The sequence below is a fragment of the Bacillus sp. FSL K6-1338 genome, assembly GCF_038006965.1.
Classification (GTDB): domain Bacteria; phylum Bacillota; class Bacilli; order Bacillales; family Bacillaceae_G; genus Bacillus_A; species Bacillus_A thuringiensis_S.
This window is the reverse complement of record NZ_JBBOWI010000003.1, coordinates 41773-63065: the sequence shown is the minus strand read 5'-3', so window position 1 is coordinate 63065 and position 21293 is coordinate 41773. Positions and strand designations below refer to the sequence as shown.

The following is a 21293-nucleotide window of genomic DNA, read 5'->3' as shown; positions in this document are numbered from 1 at the left end:
TGCTTGTCCTATATACATTATATAAAAATTCTATAGAAACTAAAAGCACACCTTTGTAGAATACATAAAATATCATGTTTTTTTACTCTTGATCACTCGACCATTCATTGCTCATTCATTAGGTTTTATGTCCAAAATTACTATGTTATTGAGCGGTGATTAGTTGGATGAGCGCGATTTATTAATCACCATGTACAAAACCAGCACATCATAGCGGCAATTAATCTATTCTTATATCAATGCAGTTTCACATATTTTTAATTTCGCATAAGAGTTATTAGGTACAAACAAAGGGATTTATTGTCGTAATAATTGCGTGAAATTAACCCGATATTATTTCGTGTAATATTACGGTTAATATTACGGAAGTATTTGAAGTGTTGATATTAAAAGGTTCTTGATAAAAACGTAGAGATATATTATAGTTAATACATACGATACTTCGGAAGTATATCCCGAAGTATCTACGGTGATTATATCGGGACTAAGTCCCTTAATATTTTTATTGCTTTTTGTGTCTATACATAAATTTTGCTTTTTATTAAAGGTGGTGTGAAATTAGTGTCTAATATATCAATGAGCAGCAATGAAATTATTGATGTACTCTGTGAGAATTTAAATGATGGTATTTGGGCTCTACGTGTCCTATATGCTGAGGGAGCAATGCACAAGGAAAAACTTTGGGATTGTATCAATCAGTATCATAAAGAATATCAAATTGAAAATGAAAAAGATTATGAAGGAAAAAAGATACTTCCATCGCGATATTCTTTGGATATTATGACTGCACGACTTGAAGGGGCAGGGTTGATATCTTTTAAACCCTTTGGACGCGTTCGAGTTTACGAAGTGACAGATCTAGGTAATGTTTTGATCAAAGAACTAGAAAAAAGAAAAAAGAGTTGAGAAAAACAACTAAAATATATACTTGAGGGAGGATATACATATGGCAGGCAATTTTTCAGAAATCGAAAGCCAAGGAAATATTAGTTTAAAATTTGGATTCTTAGGACTAGGTATGGGTGGATGCGCAATCGCAGCGGAGTGTGCAAATAAAGAAACTCAAATTAAAAATAACAAATACCCATATCGTGCGATTCTTGTTAATACAAATAGTCAAGATTTTAACAAAATTGAGATTAAAAATGGGGGAAATGTACGTAAAATACAGTTAGAAGGATATGAGCAGGGTGCAGCTCGTAATCCACAAATTGGTGAGGAAGCATTTGTAAAGCATGAATCAAAGATTTTCGAAGCAGTTAAGCAGGAATTTGAAGATCGTGATTTCATTTGGATTACTTGTGGCCTTGGTGGAGGAACAGGAACTGGAGCTCTATTAAAGGCAATTGAAATGCTATATGAACATGATTACAATTTTGGATTATTACTAACTTTACCACGTGATGCAGAGGCTTTAAAAGTATTAGAAAATGCAACTTCACGCATTCGTAGTATTGCAATGAACCAAGAAGCTTTTGGCTCAATTGTATTAATAGATAACGCTAAACTATATAGAAAATTTGAAGAGGAAAATCCAAGTGCTTTAGCAAACGAATATACTAGCTATAGTAACAAATACATTGCTGATGCATTACATGAGATTAATCTAGTTACTTCATCATTTACACCGTTTTCAGATACACACTTTGATGCGAGTGAATTTGCTCAAGTAATTAATACACCAGGCGTTTTATCATTAGCAAAACTAGAACTAAAATCAAATCAATTAGACACTGAAAACCCGCTAGGTTACTTGACTCAATTAGGGAACGCACTAGAAAAAGGCGTTTTATACGATACAGAAAGAGAAGAGCTAGAAAGTGCTAAAAAGAGCGCACTATCTATCGTTACATCACCGCTACGAGCAGGTCGATTATATAACTTCTCTTTCCTTAACCAAATGGAAAACTTCTTAAAAGAAAGAACTCCATATGTAGATGAACGTCCTATAGCTCCATATGTTAATAAACATACAGCGAAAAAAGAAGAAGATATAGTAAAATTCTATTCAGTTGTTGCAGGACTACCATTGCCAAAACGTGTGAGTGATATTATTGATGAGATTACGAGAATTAAAGAAGAACGTGAACAAGCTAATTCTAAAAAATCAAATGCTGTTTTAAATAAACTTTTTGCATTTGATGATTCAGTACAAGAAGAAAAACCTAAAAAGAAAAAATTGAATTTTGGTGCTGAACCTGAAGTAGAAGTTGCTGACGATTCACAACCAGCAAAGAAGAAATTATCATTCTAAACAAAAGACCGACAAATATAATTTTTGTCGGTCTTTTTCTATTTCAAAAGCAATAAAAAACTATAAGGAATAAGTATAATATCTATTATATTTTCTGTATGTATAATACGGCTTTACCTAATGTGATAGTTTAAATAAATTGTTAGGCCGTCCTAACAATTGTATTCGTATACTTTATCCTTTAATAAATTGTTCGGTTAAAACATGTCTTCCGTCCGAACAATTTTAAAAGAACTAAAAGACTATATAAATCAATGTTTCTAGCATATTTTTAACAAGAAAAGTAATCCAAACTTCAGCGTACGAGTTTTAGTATCTAGATTAGCGCATATTCAGTTTAAAATTTTAATAATTTACAACAAAATTTTGCTGTAATAAGATATATAGAAATAGTTGTTATTTATTGAAAATAAATTCGAATTATGGAGTTGCATATAATGAAAAGTAAAACGTATAAATATACAAGTAAAGGCACACAGAAATCTTTTCGTTTAAAAGAGGCTGATATATTTGTATTTACATTTTTATATTACAAAAGACATCTTACTACAAGACAAATTACTCAGCTTTATAGTGCATTCGAAGGCAGGGATTTTTCTGAGGATAGTGTGTTTACAAAACTAAATCGTTTTTCAAAATATGGTGCTATCCTAACTAAAAAAATTGATAAAAGAGATGATAGTATAACCAGACGTGCGACATTCTCCTTAAAAGATAGAATGGTTGATTACCTTCAAGAACTAGGAAGGATTCCTGTAGGATCATCAAAACGTAGATATTCTTCTTCAATCTCACTACATACACTCTGCTCACGAGAAATATTAGTACGCACACTTTTAGAAGTGTCAAAGAAGACCAATACGAATAAGATATTATGCGAGCTAGATATTCGCTCATATCATCAAAAACAAAAGAAAACAGAAATTGAAGATGCAGGTTTACTCTTAATTCCCGATGAACATATTTCATATCAAGACAAAAATATTTATATTGAAATGGATATGTGCAAAGAAACCAATGCTACCTTAGTTGATAAGGTGGGGAAGTATATTGAATATGCACAAAAAAACACTAAGAATATAACTGTTGTTTTTGTTATGTATGACAAGTCGATGTTCCTTGCGGAAGATGCAGAACCACCATACGTACGCATGAAAAATCTTTTATTTTCTATGCGAGAGTATCATGAACTTTTAATGAATCTACCAAATCTAAATATGTACATCTGTTCTTTGAAAGAAGCTGGAGATGTTAGTTCAGATATCATTCTAGGAATAGATGATAATCAAAACTTTGAACAAGATATTCTTTTGCCTTTATCTCAACGTACAGTAGGAGATGCTGATTGGCGCTACGCATTTGTTGAAAAAGTTCAAACATTTAAGGAAACAATAGATGGTGGTCTTAGACGAACGTATAGGAGAGATAAAGATGCTATGCAAGATTTCTTCTTTATTTTTGGCAATGAAAATGATTACCGAATGATTGCTAGATTAGACGATGTTGTGTTTTCAAGAAGAGAAGGTGATGAGGGGGTGCCACTTGTTGTGATCTATCCAAAGCGCAAAAGGGCTAGAGATATACTTTTAATGGACACTTATGACAATGTACTACTTCTATCGCTCCAAAATGAAAGTGTTACTATTGACTCGGATGAACAAATCATGGCACGTACTGCAAATAACATACACCCAAAAAGACGCAAGCTTGTTGAATTATACTAATCGTTTATTTTTTATATACTTTTATACAATTTTATTGATTTTTATTATTTAAGGTGATAGAATTACGTTTGAACTAAACACAAAAAACTACAATCAAATCAGAACATATGAAATTAAGGCAAGCGACACACGCTGTTTTTACAGTGGGTGTCGCTTGCCTTTTTTTATATGGAGAAAGGTGGAAAATCAAAATGGAATTACAATATGCAACTACTACTACTGGGGGAGTGTTCTCTGCTAGAGAAGCGTTTAAAAATCCTGAACTAGTCCTCAACCATATGACAGAAGAGGGGGCAACGTTTAGTGTTTCTCTACAAGATATCCAAATCCCAGGAAAACCGAATTACTACTGGTATGATGTAATCATTGAAACAGCAACAAATAAAAAAATAGAAGTAAATATTGCGGTACTTTCTCAGGAAGAATATAACCAGCTCTGTGCAAGAGATAGTATTGATTTATATTTAAAACAAACTGAAGATGCAGCAAAATTCTTTTTAAAAAAATCAAAGGAACTATTTCAACCAGAATTCAATAATCGATTCAAGTTTAAACATAAAGCTCAATTATGTCTGTAAGAGGTAGGTGAGTCTATATGGAGACATTTAAACAACGAATACCGTTATTTACTACAATTGGCTTAATTAGTGGATTTATTCTTTCATTTGGATTCGGTTTAGTAAACTACATCAAGTTACTCTACTATGCATTTGAACCACCGTCTTATCCTATAGAAATTACATATGTACCGCTTATTTTAATGTTCTCCTCTTTGCTATTAGGAGAATTCAGCTTTAGGTTTTACAGCCGTATTCCTGCTTTGCATGTGAAAAATGGGAAATTAATAATTTTGATTACTTCTCATATTGCAGTTGATATTCAATTTTTATGGTTTGCAACTGCTCCGATCCATGCAAAGGTTATTCCGTATCTTACAGATAAATCAAAACATGTTAATTTTGGTGAGTATGAGGCCATAGGTCATGTTTTAACAGGAAATTTTCACACACTCACTATGATTTTTGTCTTTTTACCTACAGTATTTATGATTTTATTTACACTTTGGTATAGTGGCCATATTGTTCGTTACCGAGAAGAAATATTAAAGTGGGTACAAAAATACGAATATAAAAATCACAAGTTACAAAAATGGTTTAATAGCCAAGAAGAACAAATATACCCTGACGTAGAAATTGGACCGCATATTGAGCATAAAGAGATGGTTCGTATTAAGGGGAAAGATAGAACGCTAAATGGAATCATTATTGGTCCAATCGGTTCTGGTAAAACATCAAGTTTAATTATTCCCATGATTAATCAAGATTTACACTGGATGGTATGTTTTATAAATAAGTTTGAAACCGCGTATAAAAAGAATGATTATGATACAGAAGAAGTAAAAGGGACCTTTTTAAATGGTGTAACTGTTATTGAACCAAGTAATGATTTATGTCAAAAGGTATATAAACTGGTGCAAGCACACAAGATTCCAGCAAGCTCGGTTTACTACATTGATCCAACCAATCCTGATACCAAGAATATAAATATTCTGCGTGGACCGGTTGATAAAGTAGCAGAAGTTTTCGCGATGGTTATTCAAGGTTTGTCTGAATCTAACAATGCATTCTTTGAACAAGCGCAGCGTAACCACCTTAAGCAACATATCTACTTATTAAAACTGCATAATCCACAAAAAGATGTCACCTTTGATGATTTAATAAGCATGTATGACGATGTAGAGCGTGTCCACCGTATGCACAAACTATTAAAAATACAGGTAGAAAAGTTATATGATTTTGTTCAAACCGGAGCTGCTTCACGTGACCAAAAAAACGAATATCAAATTATAAAAGGTATTGATGAATGGTTTAATAATACCATCTGTGAAAAAACAGATTTCCAAGGAGAACCAGCAGTTTATAAATCTGGAAAATACCGCGGGCAACCGATGCATTATGACAGAGAAGAAGAATATGTAAAAGGTTTACGCAACATCTTAAAAGATTTAGCTTCAAACGTTTTAATACGACGTGTTTTATTTGGAAAATCTGATTTTGATTTTGATGTACATTTGGAGCAAGGTGGTATTTTACTTGTAAATACTGCGAAAGGGGAATTAGCAGACCTTTCAAATGTACTAGGAAAATTTGTATTGCTGAGTATGCAGAATGCAGTATTCCGTAGGGAACCAAATGTCTCGCCTTATCATCACATTATTGTGGATGAGTTCCCGGATTATGTCGTTCGGCCGTTTAAAGAATTCCCTGCACAATCTCGTAAATATAAAGTAATTCTAACAATCGCTAGCCAAACACTATCTCAATTAGCTCTCGACTTTACAGAGCAATATATGTTTACCTTACTAGGTTCATTCCGTAACAAAATGATATTTGGAGATGTAACGCCATATGATGCAAAAATTTTCTCTGACATGTTTGGTGAGAAAGAGGAATTTAAAGAGGCAGAATCCGAACAGGGTATTTCTCCTATGCAAGATAATCCTGTTAGTCGACTAGGATCAACCTACCAAAAAGCGAAAGAAGTTGTTATGTCACCAGGGGATATCATGGCACAAGGTGCATTCATCTGTGCTGCTCGTATAGTACAAGATAATCATGTGCAACCTGTACAACAAATTACAAGTAACTTTGTACCAAAAGAAGAATTCGCCCAAGCAATCATTCAAGTAGATATAGAAACAGGGCAATATTGGGAAAATGAACGTCTTCGTCTTATTAATGAATCTATTGCAAAAGCAAATCCTATGAAGCATGTAGACGCAGAGAACATGAAAAAAATACAACCTTTGCCGCCTTTACAAGAGGATGAGATGAAACAAAGTAGCTCTGTAGAAACAACCGAAGAGCAACAGCACATTGTATCATTGGAAGATTATAAGGTACACAAGTCTCATAATGAAACCTTATCTAATGAACCTGCAACTATGGATCAGCAGGGGGATGTTGATGATGAAGCTGAAAATAAGTTGTATGAAGATATTAAGGAATTCATTGTTGAATCCCAACAAGTCTCGCCATCTATTCTGCAAAGAAAATTCAAGATCGGCTATATGAAAGCTATGCAATGTATTGAGAAGTTAGAACAAAATCTAGTTGTAAGTTCTTACACAGGGGATAGTCCTCGTAAAGTATTAATTTCAAATAGTAGTAGTATTCCAGAAGAACCAAGTGTTAATAATACTCATACTTCTGACAATACTATTTCACAGAAAGTAGCGATTCCAAGCGAAGACAAAGGAACCGTACAAGAGGAAACACATATAGAAAGTATAAGCACTGCAATAACAGAACCAATCATAAACGAAGAAATAGAGGAAGCCATAGATATAGAATCACCTCTAATGGATGAATACCATGAAATAAACATGGAGGTATCAGAACTAAACAAAGAATTATCTATTACTATGCTAGAGCAAGATTGGAATACGGATTCCATCATTCATCCCAAGATTCCTGATGAGACTGAACCACTGTTAGAAGAATGCCCATCATTTGGACTTCCTGTTCCAATAATAGAAACTGCAGAAATAAATATAGAATCTGCTTCAATTCCAGTTATAAAAACAGAGTCAGACGAAACATATGTAGAAATCAACACGATGCCAAGTGCAGAAACGCTTAATCATACGGAAGAAAATAAACTTGATGAAGATGTAGCAAAAGTATATGAATCTATTAGTATTACAGTTCATGAAAACTTAGAAAAAAATAGGGAAGATCATTCGAGAAAAGATGAGAAGCAACCAGAATATAAACGTATGAGCTACAAAGAACGCCAAGAGCACTTAAAATCTCAGCAAAAAAATAAGAATAACACTTCGCAGTCGCTGGTTAATAAAATTGAGAAACCTAAGCAAAAAACATCGAACGTAATGAGTAAGGAATTGAATAATCTCTTTGATTAATAGTTTTTAAACTTCAAATTAAATCTAGTATTGGTATAGTCAGCATTTCAGAAAAAACCACGCTAAGCCAAAAATAAAGGAAAAATCGCATGATAAAACATTTTTACATCTTAAAATCACGTTATTATAAAGATATTTGGTAGTCTTTAATTAGCCTTTAACTTAACCTCAAATTTAAGGGAGATGTATAAATGAACATCGGTAAACAGATACAATACTTTCGTAAACGGGATAACATGTCCCAAGAGAAGTTAGCAGAAAAAATTCATGTTTCCAGACAATCTATTTCTAACTGGGAAAATGATAGGAACTATCCAGATATTCATAATTTACTAATGATGAGTATTCTTTTTAACGTCTCCCTGGATGATTTAGTTAAAGGAGATGTAAAGATCATGAAAGAAGAACTTCAAAAATCAACTTTCTTTAAGTGGAGTTACATCATGTTAGCATCAATGATTATACTTCCTATTTCTATTGCACCTGTATTTCACTTTTTTGGTTATTATGGCCTTATAATACCTTTTGTACTTACGATTTTGCTTATGTTTTCATTATTGAAGCTTGAAAACTTGAAAAAAGAGCATAATTTAAAGACTTATCGCCAAATAGTTGATTTTATAGAGGGAAAACCTATAAGTGAAGTAAAGCCTAATATAAAAGATAAATTATTAAAAATAGGTTTGATGCTTGCAAGTGCTTTAATTAGTTATAGTTTGATTTATTTAGGATTGAGTGTATTTGGAAGATAACTTAGAAAACTATTAAAAGTCCTCCGGATTGTTTAACTGGAGGACTTTTGTGTTTACATAATTATAGTTCTCGAAAGTGGATCTTGTAGCGTTCTTTCTCGTAATTCACTATGTTTTCTAAAGAAAATAGGGAAAGGCAAGACAATGAATAAATTTATAAAATGACAAAACTGTAAGAATACACGAATGTTTGTAAGAAAGTTCGATGTTTTCCTTTTTCTTTTTTTATTATAGTGAAAAAGAAGAACGAAATATTTTTTTATGTAGGAAAGGAAGATAATAATGATTGATCTATTAAATAAATGGATGTTAGAAAGTACAGCCAATTTTAATATCGTTGTAGGATTTACAGCACTTCTATTTTTGGGTTCAGTAATTGCACTTATTATTATTTACAAAAAAATTGGTAAACAAGATGAAAGAACAAATGCTATTTATTTAAAAATTACTTCTCGTATGTTTACTATTCAAATTCTAATGAATGCTATATTTATTTCTCTAGTTGGTAAGGATATTGAGAATTTCCGTCAAATCTTTATATTATTTGAAGCCTTTGTCTTCTTCATTGGGGCTATTTATTCATTTAAATTATATAGACAGGAATATAAATAATTCACTTATAAGTACATCTATAAATATACTTGCAAGTGTACTTATAGGGGTACCGCCACATGCCCATCAAGCTAAAATTTTGAAGTGCCCCCAAGACGAAAATTTTATTGTTTTACCGTTATTTATGAGAATTCAACTCATTTTCTTCGTTTTGGGGAGCTACCAATTTCTTAAGTTAATGGATGTGGGGCGGTATCCCTACTATTTTAATATTTACCTATCCGATTAGAACGAGGTAATTATCGAGCGAACTTATTTTTTTGAAGGGAAATGGAAATTTTATGTTAAAATAAATATACAGATTGTGGAATGTTGTACTTGAACTGATGAAGAAGTTTAGTAGAACAAGATTTTTAATAAATTCAATAGACGGAAAATTTTAAACATATCAAATTCTAGGAGGGACAAATGGAAACAAAATTAGGTGTAAAAAGTGAAAACAAAATTAGTGATATAAAACCAATTACATTGTATCTTTTCGTATTTTACCTCGCTTGGACTTTTAAAGAATTATGGTTAGCAAAATATATTCATTTATTTGGCGATACTACTGCAGCTTTTTTGACTGCGTTAATTAAGATTTCCATTTGGATTGTTCCAACTTGGTTATACATAAAATATTATTTAAAGACTAATCCAATTGGCTACTTAAAAATAAATATCAATGTGAAAAAAGGATTATTTTTTGGGGTAGTTCTTTCATTGCTACTTGGTTTATATTTTGCCTTTGAAACCTATATGCTTAATAATCAAACATTTGACTTCACATTATCTTTCAACAACTATCTTAATGCTATTCTTTTAGTAGGAATTACAGAAGAGATTGTATTTAGAGGATTAATTCTGCAAGAGATTAGTAAAAGATTACCTTTTTGGAACGCCAATCTTATCACAGCTTTCTTATTTTTAGCAATACACTATCCAATCTGGATTTATAACGGGGATTTTTTAAATTTATGGAGTCAAATATATGTTTTTCTTCTTGGATTAATTTTTGGGTTTGTGTTTAAAAAGACAGGTTCGTTATGGTCGGTTGTTATATTGCATTCATTTCATAATTTTTTTGTTAGTATCACTTAAAACAAAAAATACATAATTTACTTTCCACAACTTAAGTGTGCATCTTGTTTAAAAATAAAATTAAACACACCGAAAACGCTTGGAGATTTCTCCAAGCGTTTTGATAGCATAGTTAAACCATTTATGTGGTTCAGCTCATCAAGAAAAAACGAATTTGTATCCATAAAACGAAAAAAACGCTATTCTTTTTGTAGAAATATACAGAAAGGATGGCGTTTTTTGTATGAATCTATCGATTCAAGATGAGTTTCATTTGTTTGCTGAAGAACTAGAGCGATATCTATCTCCACATATTCTTCAACAACTCGCACAAGAGGTAGGTTTTGTAAAACGTAAAAGTAAGTATGGTGCACGAGATTTGGCTGCCTTATGTATCTGGATTAGTCAACAGGTAGCAAGCGATTCTCTTACTCGATTATGTAGTCAGCTTTATGCAAATACAGCTACACTTATAAGTCCAGAAGGACTTAATCAACGTTTTAACCGATGTGCTGTTTTATTTCTACAACGTGTATTTTCCCTTTTAATCAAAAGCAAATTAAACGATTCGTCTCAAATCTCAAATCAATACACCTCTTATTTTCAACGTATACGTATTTTAGATGCTACTATTTTTCAAGTACCCAATCATTTAGCTTCTATTTATCCTGGTTCAGGAGGATGTGCACAGACAGCTGGTATTAAGATTCAACTAGAGTATGATTTACATAGTGGGAAATTCCTCAATTTTCAAATGGAACCAGGTAAAAATAATGATAAAACCTTTGGTACAGAATGTTTGGATACCTTACGACCAGGAGATTTATGTATCCGAGATTTAGGATACTTTTCTCTAAAAGATTTAGATCAGATGGATCAACGAGGGGTATTCTATGTTTCACGGTTGAAATTAAATAATAGAGTATATGTGAAAAATGAATCTCCAGAATTCTTTCGGGATGGGACAGTAAAAAAGCAATCTTTATATGCTTTACTTGACCTTGAACATGTCATGCATCAGATAAAACCAGGAGATACTTATGAAATTCAGAATGCCTATGTTGGACAACAAAAATTACCCTCACGGGTTGTAATATATAGACTCACATCAACTCAAGTTCATAAACGTAGGAAACAGCAAACTTATGTTGAAAAGAAAAAAGGGGTTACATACTCTGAAAAAAGTAAACGTTTAACAGAAATCAATGTTTATATTACCAACATCCCATGGGAAATTGTTCCGATGGAACATGTTCACGAGATTTACTCTCTACGTTGGCAAATAGAGATTGTATTTAAAACATGGAAATCTCTTTTTGGTATCAATCATTGTCACAATATTAAGCGAGAGCGTCTAGAATGTCATCTTTATGGACAGTTAATCGCTATTTTTCTTTGTTCTTCCACTATGTTCAAAATGCGACAGCTGTTACTACAGAAAAAACAAAAAGAATTAAGTGAATATAAAGCAATTTATATGATTCAAGATCATCTGTACTTAGTATATGAAGCTATACAACAAGACACTCAAGAAGTATCAAAAATTTTTCTTCGTCTGTTTGACCTCTTACAGAAAAACGGACGGAAATCCCATCGATATGAGAAAAAGACAGTTTTTGATATTTTAGGCGTTGTTTATCAGTGCACTATATCCAATATAAATAAAAAAATTGCATAACTTTTAAAAATAAACCTTATTAAGGTTTATTTGGAATGCGTATTTTTAAAAACAAATAAACAAAATATCAAGCATGTAGGCAACAAGAACGGAAGTTCATGGAATACCCAACCTTAGCTTGATGGGCATGGGGTACCGCCAGCATTTCGAAAAAAAAACACGCTAAGCAAAAAATACAATGAGCTGTCCATATGGACAGCTCATTTACATAATTCTCGAAGTCGGAAGTTGTTCAATAACTTATAATCACAAATAAATTATGAAATGAATGCAAGATAATGACGGACCATAAAGAGTTAGTCTTTTTATACACGTAACCAAAAATCAATCCAAGTAATAATACATAGCAATGAGACCATAAATCCCAAAATTCCCCGCGATAAAGCCAAACTGGATAATGAACGACTAGAAAAAGAACAGCTGTAATCCCATTAGCTCTCCAAAACAAAAAACGCTTTTGTAACTCATTTAGAATAAAACCACGGAATACAATTTCCTCTGTTAATCCTGCCAGTAAGAAGACATTTAAATAACTATTCAGAGGTAAAATGAAATGAAAGGATTGATGATCGATTAAATAAATCTCTATAGTAAAACGTATACCAACTAACAAAGAAAGAAGAATTCCCCACACAACACCCCGACGAAGATTTACATCTAGCTTCATGTAACTTATAGGGTTCTGATAATGATAGTATTTAATATAAAACCAAACAGGGCAATCCAAACTGATATTTTTACAAAAGCAGTCAAAAAGGCAGCAATGTTATCGTTAAATAATTGAATATACTGTACTAACCAAAGTTCTTTTAATGACCAAGCAATATAAAATAAGACAAGATAAAGCAGGAGAGTATGTACACCTAATGGTTTTTCTTTTTTACGTAAAGATGTTTCAGTAATCATTTGTTCCTATCCCTTCTTCAAAATACTCTAAGTCTTTAACCATATTATACCATTTATAAGGAGCTATGTATTGTGCCTTTTTGGTTGTATACACTATACATGGTTGGTTAACATAACGCATCATTATCGGTAGCAAGGAAAAAGGGGAATCCTTAATCTCAGAAGGAATCCCCTTTTTTATTTTCAATAAAGCTATTCATCTTTTTATACATTCCTATTAGGGCACGGTTTTAGGTTTCTCGTTTGTTACTGGATTACTCGAAAAATTGTATAAAATTTTGCATACTCTTAGCGTGGTTTTTTCCGAAATACTAGCGGTCCCCCTAGTAAGGCTGCATTCTAGATTTTGATTTAACCTATAGCAAACCTATGATTTTAAAATTACTCTTGCATTTGATTAAAAATACCATTATATTTGTATTAACAACTATATAAATAAAACATAATTTACGTGAAGGACACACCTTACGTACCATCCCAACGGTACAGGTGTGTCCTTTTTTACGTTCTAGGAGGAAAATGTAATGGCAGAAGAAAAAACAAACACTCAAACTGTAGAAGAACTTGGAATGGTTTTTGAATCAGAGAACCCACAAGGTGAAACACTGTTAGAAACAAACTTTAATCAATTTGAGCGAGTACGTGAACATGAACTAGAGGAATTAGCCCGTATGAAACGTGAGCGTACTGTAGGAAAAGGCTTAATTACAGTCGTATCCGAAAAGCTATTCCCGACTAAAAACGGAAAGTCTGAGCGTATACAAGTCCTTACAATGCAAATTGGTTCTCATACAACAGCATATTGCCCAATTACAGAGGCAGGTATAAACATTCCTAAAAATCCTCAATGGTTAGTAGGTAGAACAAAGCCTGTTATTATTGAACACTTCCAAAAAACTGAAGAAGGAAACTTTGCAGTTGTATCTATCACAGCAGGAGAAATAGCACTTCAAAAAAGGCTATATGAAGAAGTAGAAACACAAGAAGGAAATAAAGTATACACAGGAACCGTTTCGGGACATATCCCATCTGCACAAACTGTTCTAGTTGAAGTTCATGGTGTAACAGTAGGAGTAAGATATTCACAATGGTCTCATTCATTCGTTCGCTCTGAGGATATTGTAATTGGTGATATTGTAGAACTTGTCATCGATAAAGTAGTAGAAAAGAATGGCCGCTATGAGTTTAGAGGGAATAAAAAGATATTAGAAACAGATCCAATGGAGAAGCTATTAGAACTAAACAAACGCCGTGACCGCTTTATAGGTAAAATTGTTGGTGTAGATGCTATTGCTGGGATTTTCGTTGAGGTTGCACCAGGTATTCAGTTTAAAGGACTAAAGAGCCGTAATCTGGCTAATCCAACTCCAGAAGATGCAATTAATCAAACAATCGTTACATGTGAGCTGCTTAATATTGATGCTAAAAATAGAAGGGGAACTGTACGTATCCTAAATTATCCGCAAGGCCAAAGTAAAAAATCTAATTCGTCAATTTACCAATTTTAATGGATGATTATGCATACAATAGAGGAACAATTGTCTACTTATATTCCTTCAATTCCTCATTTATCAAATGAGGATGTACAGGGACTTCAAATATATCGAATACATAAACTAGATAAAACCTATGTATTCCATTCTTATGACGAATTAGTTAAGTTTAAGCAGCGTTTAACAGAAGAACAATATGCATTACTCACTTTCATTGGTGTGCATACGTCCGTTCGATTTAATCATTTATTATATTTATTCAAAAGTAAGTATTCACGTAAGAAAATAAATGATGCACTTCAAGGATTACTTTACTATCGTCTAATTGAGAAATGGCAAGTAGAGATTTTTGATATGGAGGTCTTTGAAGAAACATATACGTTATCCGATAATGGTTATAAACTCTTAAAGTACTGGCAAGGAAATATGTTTTTCTTTGCTCCAGAGCGAATTGATAATCATGGTAAATATATTCACCTGCGTTATTGGCATGATATAGACTTACTTTGTCATTTACGTTACGCTCCATCATTTTTAGGACATATTATGCACCCGTCTATTAGTAAAGGAATTTTTACCCCTCCTTTAAGTTTTGCAGTGCAAGGCGGAGTAGATCAAGTGTTTAATTTCGTTGTATACTCCACTCTATTAACAGATAATAAGGGGCGCTTAAAACGTATCATTGCCAGCTGGAAGGATTTCGTAGAGTCAGGAAAAGATGTTGTTATAAAAGATTTAGGGAATAACCCTACAATCCTAGTTATTTATGTTTCTACTAAAAAACAAGCAAAACAAATTAATAATGAACTACTACTCGATTTAATTCCTGGTAAAGTATTGCTATGTATAGGAGAAACATTACATTTAGAAGGATTACAGCATGCATTTTACCAGCCCCTTGCAGAAGGGGAGATCAAACAATTAAATACAAAGCTATTCGCAACAAACTAAGCCACCCTTACAAGCTATTAATTTCTTTTAAAGGGTGGCTTGTTATTATTGTAAGTTTAGATGGTAAATTCTAAATTCTTGAACCAAAAAGAGCATTCAGTATAAAGAATGCTCTTTTAATTTACTATTTAATCTATGATGTAATTAATAATTATAATTTGATAAAGAACCCGTAGCATTATACAGTCCAATAACTTCAATATAATAAAGCTCACCTTTTTCTAGCCACACATTATTGGACACTCTATGTAGATCATTAGCATGGTCTGCACCAGAGAGTTCTAATGTTGCAATTTCTTCATCAAACCAGCCACCTTTTACCTTTTTTAATACAAGTTTTTGCCAACCTGGATATATGGTACCACATTGTAAAGTTATACGACCATATTGACCTGCTCCATTAATTTTACTACTTGGATTACCCGCACCGTCTACTAAACGACTAGTTGTTTGTTGTGCAGTAACTGAAGCAGAAGCAGCCTCAACCTTTGGCGTATCAATGATACTTGTCCCCACAATACCAGTAAAAGCTAACGCGCCTGCTAAAAGTACTTTCTGAAATTTTAACATAAATTTCTCCCCTTTTATTTTAATATTTTTAAATAAAAGTAGAACCTCATGATGTTAAATTTGTAATTATATTCCACTTACTTTATATATTATTATATTAGAAAAAATAAAAAGTACAGACTAGCTATTTATCAATTATTATTTGAATATTCTAAAATAAAATGGGAGCAATTTATCCAATACATTTATTAAGTTATAAACAATAGAAAATACAAATTTAATGTTAATAATCCCATATCTACCTCTATACAAAGTACGGATTTTACGAAATAATATTCTTTGACACCTTTATGCAGAAAAAACAATATATATAAATATAATTATTCTGTGTAAAGGAATATATTTGAAAGGGGTAACACATTGCTACGTATACAACGAGGCTACATGTATGATCCAGATGATAATGAGGTCATTGTAAACGAAATTTTCTACAACGCTGCATCTGAACAAAAATTAGGCAGCAAAATGGGTGTGTTTGCTGCAGACAAGCTACCTACTTCTATTTTTGAAAAAGTTCAAGAAAACGAAAGTATGTCTTATATGGAAAGTATGGAAGTAGAAGAACAAACCATTCCAGAAATACTTTGTTATTTAGACCAAAATCAAAAGCCAGAAAAACTTTATTTTGAAATGCAGTACATGGATTAATACCAAGAACTGAAAATAAGAGGGGATTTTCAGCAGGAGAAACAAGGGAGCTATTATTAATACATATAACAACTGCATAGAAGGTCCCTTCTTGTCTTCATTCTATTAAAAACAATTGAATATCATATAAAAATAGATTAATATAAACGTATATTTATTGTTTAATTGATTCCGTTTATTCCCACACCTTATTGTGTTGTGGTTGAGTTGTAGAAGCAAGTTTTGTGTCTTGTTTCAATTGTGAAAGGGCTTCTTTGAGCCGATTAGTGTATATATAGCTTATTTTGCTATGCACGTTTTTAATCGACTTAAAGAAGCCCTTTTTGTGTTGTCTTTAAGTTAGGAATCACTTGTACGTAGACCTTCGGGGCTAATAATATACGAAATAAAAAAGTACACCTATTGTCTTTTTTGTTTCATTTAGAGGAGCGATTATATGGAATTTTACAAAGTATGGCATAAGAAAAAGAATATGAGAGTCATTAGTACTCATAATAACCATGAAACAATGGGCCTTTATTTAACAAAAACATATCCATTCTGCGATTGTTTAAGGTACCTAAATGTTTAAAAGTTAAGCACACAGGTAATACAAATAAAAAATAATGTGAATAACAGTACTAGGTTTACAGCGTTTCTCATTATTGTTAAAGATTTTTGAATTTGACATAAAAGAAAGAGATTAATTTCTAATTCATAGTAAACTAGATAAAGAGTGGAATATAAAAATTAGAAACTAGAGACTAGAGACTTTATATAGAAGTAGGGTACTTGTTGCAATGCTAAAAACACTAGAGATTAGGATTTGTAAACCAGAGAGGAGTCATATAATATGATTACAGTTAACCGAGGGTATATGTACGATCCAGATGATAATGAAGTTCTAATTACTGAGATTTATTATGAAGCTGCTACAGAAACTAAATTAGGGAGTAAGATGAATAGCTTATCTTATTCAGTTCTTCCTAATAACATTAAAGAAAAAATAGAAGCAGTTACTTCATTATCCTATATGGAGAGCATTGAAATGTCACAGCAATTAGCTGCTGTATATCAGAATGAAATTAATAAGTATGGAGAACCGGAAAAATTGTACTTCGAGTACACAAATATGTAAGAAGAGAGAAGGCATTGAACGACCTAGTTCAATGTCTTTTTTTGAATAAATTCACAGAGATAGGAAAAATAGAAATACGGTAAGTAACTGTTACTGTATTCCTCTTAAGTTCATATTTGCAGGTGAGTATTCAATAACAGGGGGTAGCTTAGATTTCTAAAATAAATATACAAGGGGGCGTAAAGGAGGCATATTTTTTGTCTCCTTCTTTTATTATGAGGACATTTAAAACTATCCAATTCGCAATGTTTACAAATATTAAGCATTATATGTTTCTGCTTACAAAGATTCAGCCAATATTAGAGGAACCACATCATGACTATAAGCTATTTAAATTTATGTGCAAGGTAGAGATAAATCAAATATATGAAGCACTTGACAGCCAGAGGAATGATACTTGTATAGATTCAAATGCCCATCCAGTATATATACATACACTTATTAAGCAGGCGAATTTACTTCAATATGTTATTTCCATTGTGCAGGAGGAAGGAGTAATTCATGCTGCATTGGTACTATTGATGCACTCATTTGACTTGTACACCGTACATAGGATTACAAATTTATCAATTTCATATCTAAGAAACTTAGGAAATACACTTTCAAAATAAAACTAGGGGGATATCTACAATGAGCATTATTATCAATATCGCAAAAGGAAAAAAGCTTGTACCATATACTGTTTTAATAAGTAAAAGAGGAAATAGTAGTGCAGACGTAAGCCCTTATAAGACTTCAAGCAGGTATACGAATGTTATCAAGCATTGCAAAACGTTGGAAAACAAGAAAACAATAAAAAAAATATATATAATAGCAGGGAGAAGAGAAACGCATGTATAATATACTTAAACGTCAATTTAATTACATTATCCGAGGGGTGATTCGGATTAACGAAGAGGTACAAAGGGAATTGGACCTATTGGTGCAAAAGATTCGTGAAACTGTATCTTCTGTCCAAAAAATCATCCTTTTTGGCTCTCATGCATATGGCACACCAAATGAAGACAGTGATTTTGATCTCTGTATTGTTGTGGAAGGTGTAGGAGAAAGAAAAAGAGAAGTCATTAATCGTATCAATTGGGGGATTTACGATGTAATGGAAACGCCAGTTGATATTTTAGTGTATGGACCAGAAGAGTTTCAAGAACGTGCTAGCCGTACTGTAACTATGGAACATAAGATTGCTCTAGAAGGGACGATCTTATATGAGAAATATTGAGGATCTAAAAGAGTGGGTATTCATAGCAAAATCCGATTTAGATTCTGCTATTTACTTATCTGATATGAAACCTTTCCCCACTGCAATTATTTGTTATCATAGTCAACAATGTGTGGAGAAACTTCTAAAAGGATTTCTTGCACTAAACGGTAGACCAGTCCCTAAAACTCATAACCTTTTAATGCTGCATAAATTTTGTTGTAGATTAGATGAGGAGTTCTCATTGATTTTAGAACAATGCGTGCAGCTAAATGGTTATGCTACTGACATTCGTTATCCGTATTTTGAAGCCCTTATCGTTCAAGATGGGTTACTTGCTATACAGCATGCTCAAAAAGTAATGCGTTTTTATAAAAAGATCTTAAACAAGCTAAATATAAATGAAATCGAAATCGATTAAAAATAGAGGAAATATATAAAAGGGAGTGCCTATGATAAGGGACTCTCTTTTTCTATTTAAAAAAGAGGAGGAATGCCCCATACATAACAAAATAAAATCTTATTTTGCTAGGGGCTAACAATATAATTATGGACATTTACACACAAATTAAAGAGGAAATGAAAAAATTCTATTTATCTCGCGATTGTTGTTTTGTAGGTTATAGCGGGGGGAAAGATAGTTCTGCTATGTTGACATTGCTATGGGATGCGATTTCCGAGCTGTCGCTAGAAGATCGTACAAAACCTATTCATATATTAACTTCCGAGGTTGGGGTAGAAACACCTGTTATGACTGCGTATATCTCACGTACATTAAAGAAAATCCAAAACAGTGCGGATAAGTATAATCTTCCGTTTATAGTACATAGTGTGAGACCATTAATGAAAGATTCATATTGGTACAAACTACTAGGTAGAGGTGTTCTTCCACCAACAGGAAATAGTAGACTACGATGGTGTACTGATTCCCTTAAAGTAAAACCCATGCAACGTAAGATGAAGGAAATACTAATAGATTCCCAAACTAAAAAAGTAGTAGACTGCTTTGAAGAGTATGATGGCGTCCTTGCGTTGGCCGTTCGTAACGAAGAAAGCGCACGTAGAAGACATAGTATTCAAAAATATGCAGTAAGTAATGAATCTTTATTTTCACGTCACAATGACATGAAAAATATACTCTGCTTTAATCCAGTCAAATTCTTAACCGGTGATGAAGTATGGATGTTGCTTTTAGATAGAGGGATACTGCCTTTTGGTGTAGATGTGGAAGAAATGAGCATACAGTATGGACAGGCTATGTTTGAATGCGGCATCAAAACAGGTGGGAAACAGCAGGGAAATGCTTGTGGAGCTGCAAACTCACGTAGTGGATGTTGGACTTGCCTGATGATGAATGGTGAGGATAAAATGCTAACCCAGCTAATAAGTGAGGGGTATACGGATTATGCTTATCTACAATCATGGAAAAGCTTCTTACGCTCCATTAGAAACGATATTCGTTACCGGAATGTAATGAATAGGCGCAGTCTGCAAACACTCCTTAGAAACGAAAATAAAGAGGGTTCGGACTTGTTTTCAATTCAAAATCATGCTGAATATGATTATATTATGTTTGATCGCACGGAAAAAGGAGAATATGCACCAGGAGGGCTTACGGTAGAAGGTAGAAGAATGCTTTTAGAGTATCTACTTTTTACACAACAAGAAATGAATACAAGTCTTATTTCTGAAGAAGAAATTGAGGCAGTACTACAAGCCTGGTATGAAACAGATGGAATTAGAGTATATCGAGATGAATTGGAACCTGTACACCACGCATATCTAGGTGAATTGGTATTCAAGCCCGATTGTACAATAAATGAGGAAAAAACAACGTCTCCATTTCCCGTATTTTTTGTAGAAATAGATATTCATCTAGGGAAGCAGGAACTATTTCGTTGGATTAAAGAGCGACAAAGAATTACACAACAAAGCTTTTTCTTTTTTCCTTCAAATTATTCCAATGAAGTTGCAAAATTAACATGGAACAAGCTAACCTTTGTTGTATCTAGAGTAGATGTAACAGAAGCAAGAGACGCTGAACGAATTGTTTGTCATTGGTTAGGAATGGATATGTACCATGGAAAGAAGAACGAACAACATAAACAAATGCTAATTCAGCTCTTAATTCAATCCATGAAGAATGAACAATTGTTTAAAGAAGATGAAAAAGATAGTACGAAGCTTTTGTATGCTGCAGAGTTTACAAATAGACTGTCTAGATTAATAGAAACAGAGGAAATACTATCCGAAGAGACAAACCATCTCTTTGCAAAAATACTTAAGGAATTAGGAAACGAGGCTTTTTTAATAGATTAACATATAAATAGAAGCTATATTTAAAGAGAGTACCAGTAAAGTAGGTACTTTCTTTAAATTAAAAGTAAGATAATACACTGTATCAAT

21 protein-coding genes are annotated in these 21293 nt (G+C 32.7%); 18 read left to right on the top strand and 3 right to left on the bottom strand.

Annotated features, from left to right (window positions below; genetic code table 11):
• Positions 1-576 precede the first annotated feature (576 nt).
• The 9 genes from NZ044_RS29635 to NZ044_RS29595 all read left to right on the top strand — a co-directional run bounded on the left by NZ044_RS29635 (position 577) and on the right by NZ044_RS29595 (position 12004).
• On the top strand, positions 577-906 hold the full coding sequence (locus tag NZ044_RS29635; RefSeq protein WP_033673638.1) for a hypothetical protein: 330 nt from the start codon (positions 577-579) through the stop codon (positions 904-906).
• 40 nt (positions 907-946) lie between these two features.
• Positions 947-2254: a plasmid replication protein RepX gene (gene repX / locus NZ044_RS29630; RefSeq protein ID WP_098349400.1), complete on the top strand. Its 1308-nt coding sequence runs from the start codon at positions 947-949 to the stop codon at positions 2252-2254.
• A gap of 437 nt (positions 2255-2691) precedes the next feature.
• Positions 2692-3978: a replication-relaxation family protein gene (locus NZ044_RS29625; RefSeq protein ID WP_098349401.1), complete on the top strand. Its 1287-nt coding sequence runs from the start codon at positions 2692-2694 to the stop codon at positions 3976-3978.
• Positions 3979-4169: 191 nt separating this feature from the next.
• Positions 4170-4556 carry a hypothetical protein gene (locus tag NZ044_RS29620; RefSeq protein WP_098349402.1) on the top strand — a complete coding sequence of 129 codons (387 nt, stop codon included), beginning with the start codon at positions 4170-4172 and terminating at the stop codon, positions 4554-4556.
• 17 nt (positions 4557-4573) lie between these two features.
• Positions 4574-7903 (top strand): DNA translocase FtsK, encoded by a 3330-nt coding sequence (locus NZ044_RS29615; RefSeq protein ID WP_098349403.1) that lies wholly within the window; start codon positions 4574-4576, stop codon positions 7901-7903.
• Between the two features lie 191 nt (positions 7904-8094).
• Positions 8095-8655: a helix-turn-helix domain-containing protein gene (locus tag NZ044_RS29610; protein ID WP_098349404.1), complete on the top strand. Its 561-nt coding sequence runs from the start codon at positions 8095-8097 to the stop codon at positions 8653-8655.
• A 282-nt stretch (positions 8656-8937) separates the two neighbouring features.
• On the top strand, positions 8938-9267 hold the full coding sequence (locus NZ044_RS29605; protein ID WP_273634921.1) for a 6-aminohexanoate hydrolase: 330 nt from the start codon (positions 8938-8940) through the stop codon (positions 9265-9267).
• 408 nt (positions 9268-9675) lie between these two features.
• A complete protein-coding gene (locus tag NZ044_RS29600) occupies positions 9676-10347 on the top strand; it encodes a CPBP family intramembrane glutamic endopeptidase (RefSeq protein WP_000448501.1) in 672 nt (223 codons plus the stop codon).
• A gap of 223 nt (positions 10348-10570) precedes the next feature.
• The gene (locus tag NZ044_RS29595) at positions 10571-12004 is read left to right on the top strand and encodes an IS4 family transposase (RefSeq protein ID WP_097946452.1); all 1434 of its coding nucleotides are present in this window, start codon (positions 10571-10573) and stop codon (positions 12002-12004) included.
• A gap of 232 nt (positions 12005-12236) precedes the next feature.
• Here the strand turns inward: NZ044_RS29595 and NZ044_RS29590 are convergent, their stop codons facing one another.
• Both NZ044_RS29590 and NZ044_RS29585 read right to left on the bottom strand, forming a co-directional pair.
• Complete coding sequence (locus tag NZ044_RS29590) at positions 12237-12617, bottom strand: CPBP family intramembrane glutamic endopeptidase (protein WP_240525156.1); 381 nt, start codon at positions 12615-12617, stop codon at positions 12237-12239.
• A 59-nt stretch (positions 12618-12676) separates the two neighbouring features.
• Positions 12677-12910, bottom strand: a complete 234-nt coding sequence (locus NZ044_RS29585; RefSeq protein ID WP_240525160.1) for a hypothetical protein — start codon at positions 12908-12910, stop codon at positions 12677-12679.
• Between the two features lie 524 nt (positions 12911-13434).
• Between NZ044_RS29585 and NZ044_RS29580 the strand changes: the two genes are divergently transcribed.
• Both NZ044_RS29580 and NZ044_RS29575 read left to right on the top strand, forming a co-directional pair.
• Positions 13435-14418, top strand: a complete 984-nt coding sequence (locus NZ044_RS29580) for an RNA-binding protein (protein ID WP_098349533.1) — start codon at positions 13435-13437, stop codon at positions 14416-14418.
• Positions 14419-14427: 9 nt separating this feature from the next.
• The gene (locus tag NZ044_RS29575; protein ID WP_098349534.1) at positions 14428-15354 is read left to right on the top strand and encodes a hypothetical protein; all 927 of its coding nucleotides are present in this window, start codon (positions 14428-14430) and stop codon (positions 15352-15354) included.
• Between the two features lie 144 nt (positions 15355-15498).
• On the opposite strand, the gene NZ044_RS29570 is transcribed toward NZ044_RS29575, so the two are convergent.
• Complete coding sequence (locus NZ044_RS29570; protein ID WP_098349535.1) at positions 15499-15924, bottom strand: hypothetical protein; 426 nt, start codon at positions 15922-15924, stop codon at positions 15499-15501.
• A 384-nt stretch (positions 15925-16308) separates the two neighbouring features.
• Here NZ044_RS29570 and NZ044_RS29565 point away from each other — a divergent pair, with 384 nt between their 5' ends.
• The 7 genes from NZ044_RS29565 to NZ044_RS29535 all read left to right on the top strand — a co-directional run bounded on the left by NZ044_RS29565 (position 16309) and on the right by NZ044_RS29535 (position 21206).
• A complete protein-coding gene (locus NZ044_RS29565) occupies positions 16309-16572 on the top strand; it encodes a hypothetical protein (RefSeq protein WP_000272218.1) in 264 nt (87 codons plus the stop codon).
• Positions 16573-17404: 832 nt separating this feature from the next.
• Entirely contained in the window at positions 17405-17689 is a 285-nt protein-coding gene (locus tag NZ044_RS29560; protein ID WP_000633821.1) for a hypothetical protein, read from the top strand.
• 215 nt (positions 17690-17904) lie between these two features.
• Positions 17905-18300 carry a hypothetical protein gene (locus NZ044_RS29555; protein WP_098349542.1) on the top strand — a complete coding sequence of 132 codons (396 nt, stop codon included), beginning with the start codon at positions 17905-17907 and terminating at the stop codon, positions 18298-18300.
• Between the two features lie 19 nt (positions 18301-18319).
• A complete protein-coding gene (locus tag NZ044_RS29550) occupies positions 18320-18529 on the top strand; it encodes a hypothetical protein (RefSeq protein WP_098349536.1) in 210 nt (69 codons plus the stop codon).
• Positions 18522-18908, top strand: coding sequence for a nucleotidyltransferase domain-containing protein (locus NZ044_RS29545; RefSeq protein WP_000282360.1), 387 nt, complete (start codon positions 18522-18524; stop codon positions 18906-18908). Before NZ044_RS29550 ends, NZ044_RS29545 begins: the two co-directional genes overlap by 8 nt.
• Positions 18895-19308, top strand: a complete 414-nt coding sequence (locus NZ044_RS29540; protein ID WP_098349537.1) for a HEPN domain-containing protein — start codon at positions 18895-18897, stop codon at positions 19306-19308. Before NZ044_RS29545 ends, NZ044_RS29540 begins: the two co-directional genes overlap by 14 nt.
• A 125-nt stretch (positions 19309-19433) precedes the next feature.
• Positions 19434-21206 carry a phosphoadenosine phosphosulfate reductase family protein gene (locus NZ044_RS29535; RefSeq protein ID WP_098349543.1) on the top strand — a complete coding sequence of 591 codons (1773 nt, stop codon included), beginning with the start codon at positions 19434-19436 and terminating at the stop codon, positions 21204-21206.
• The last annotated feature ends 87 nt before the right edge of the window (positions 21207-21293 follow it).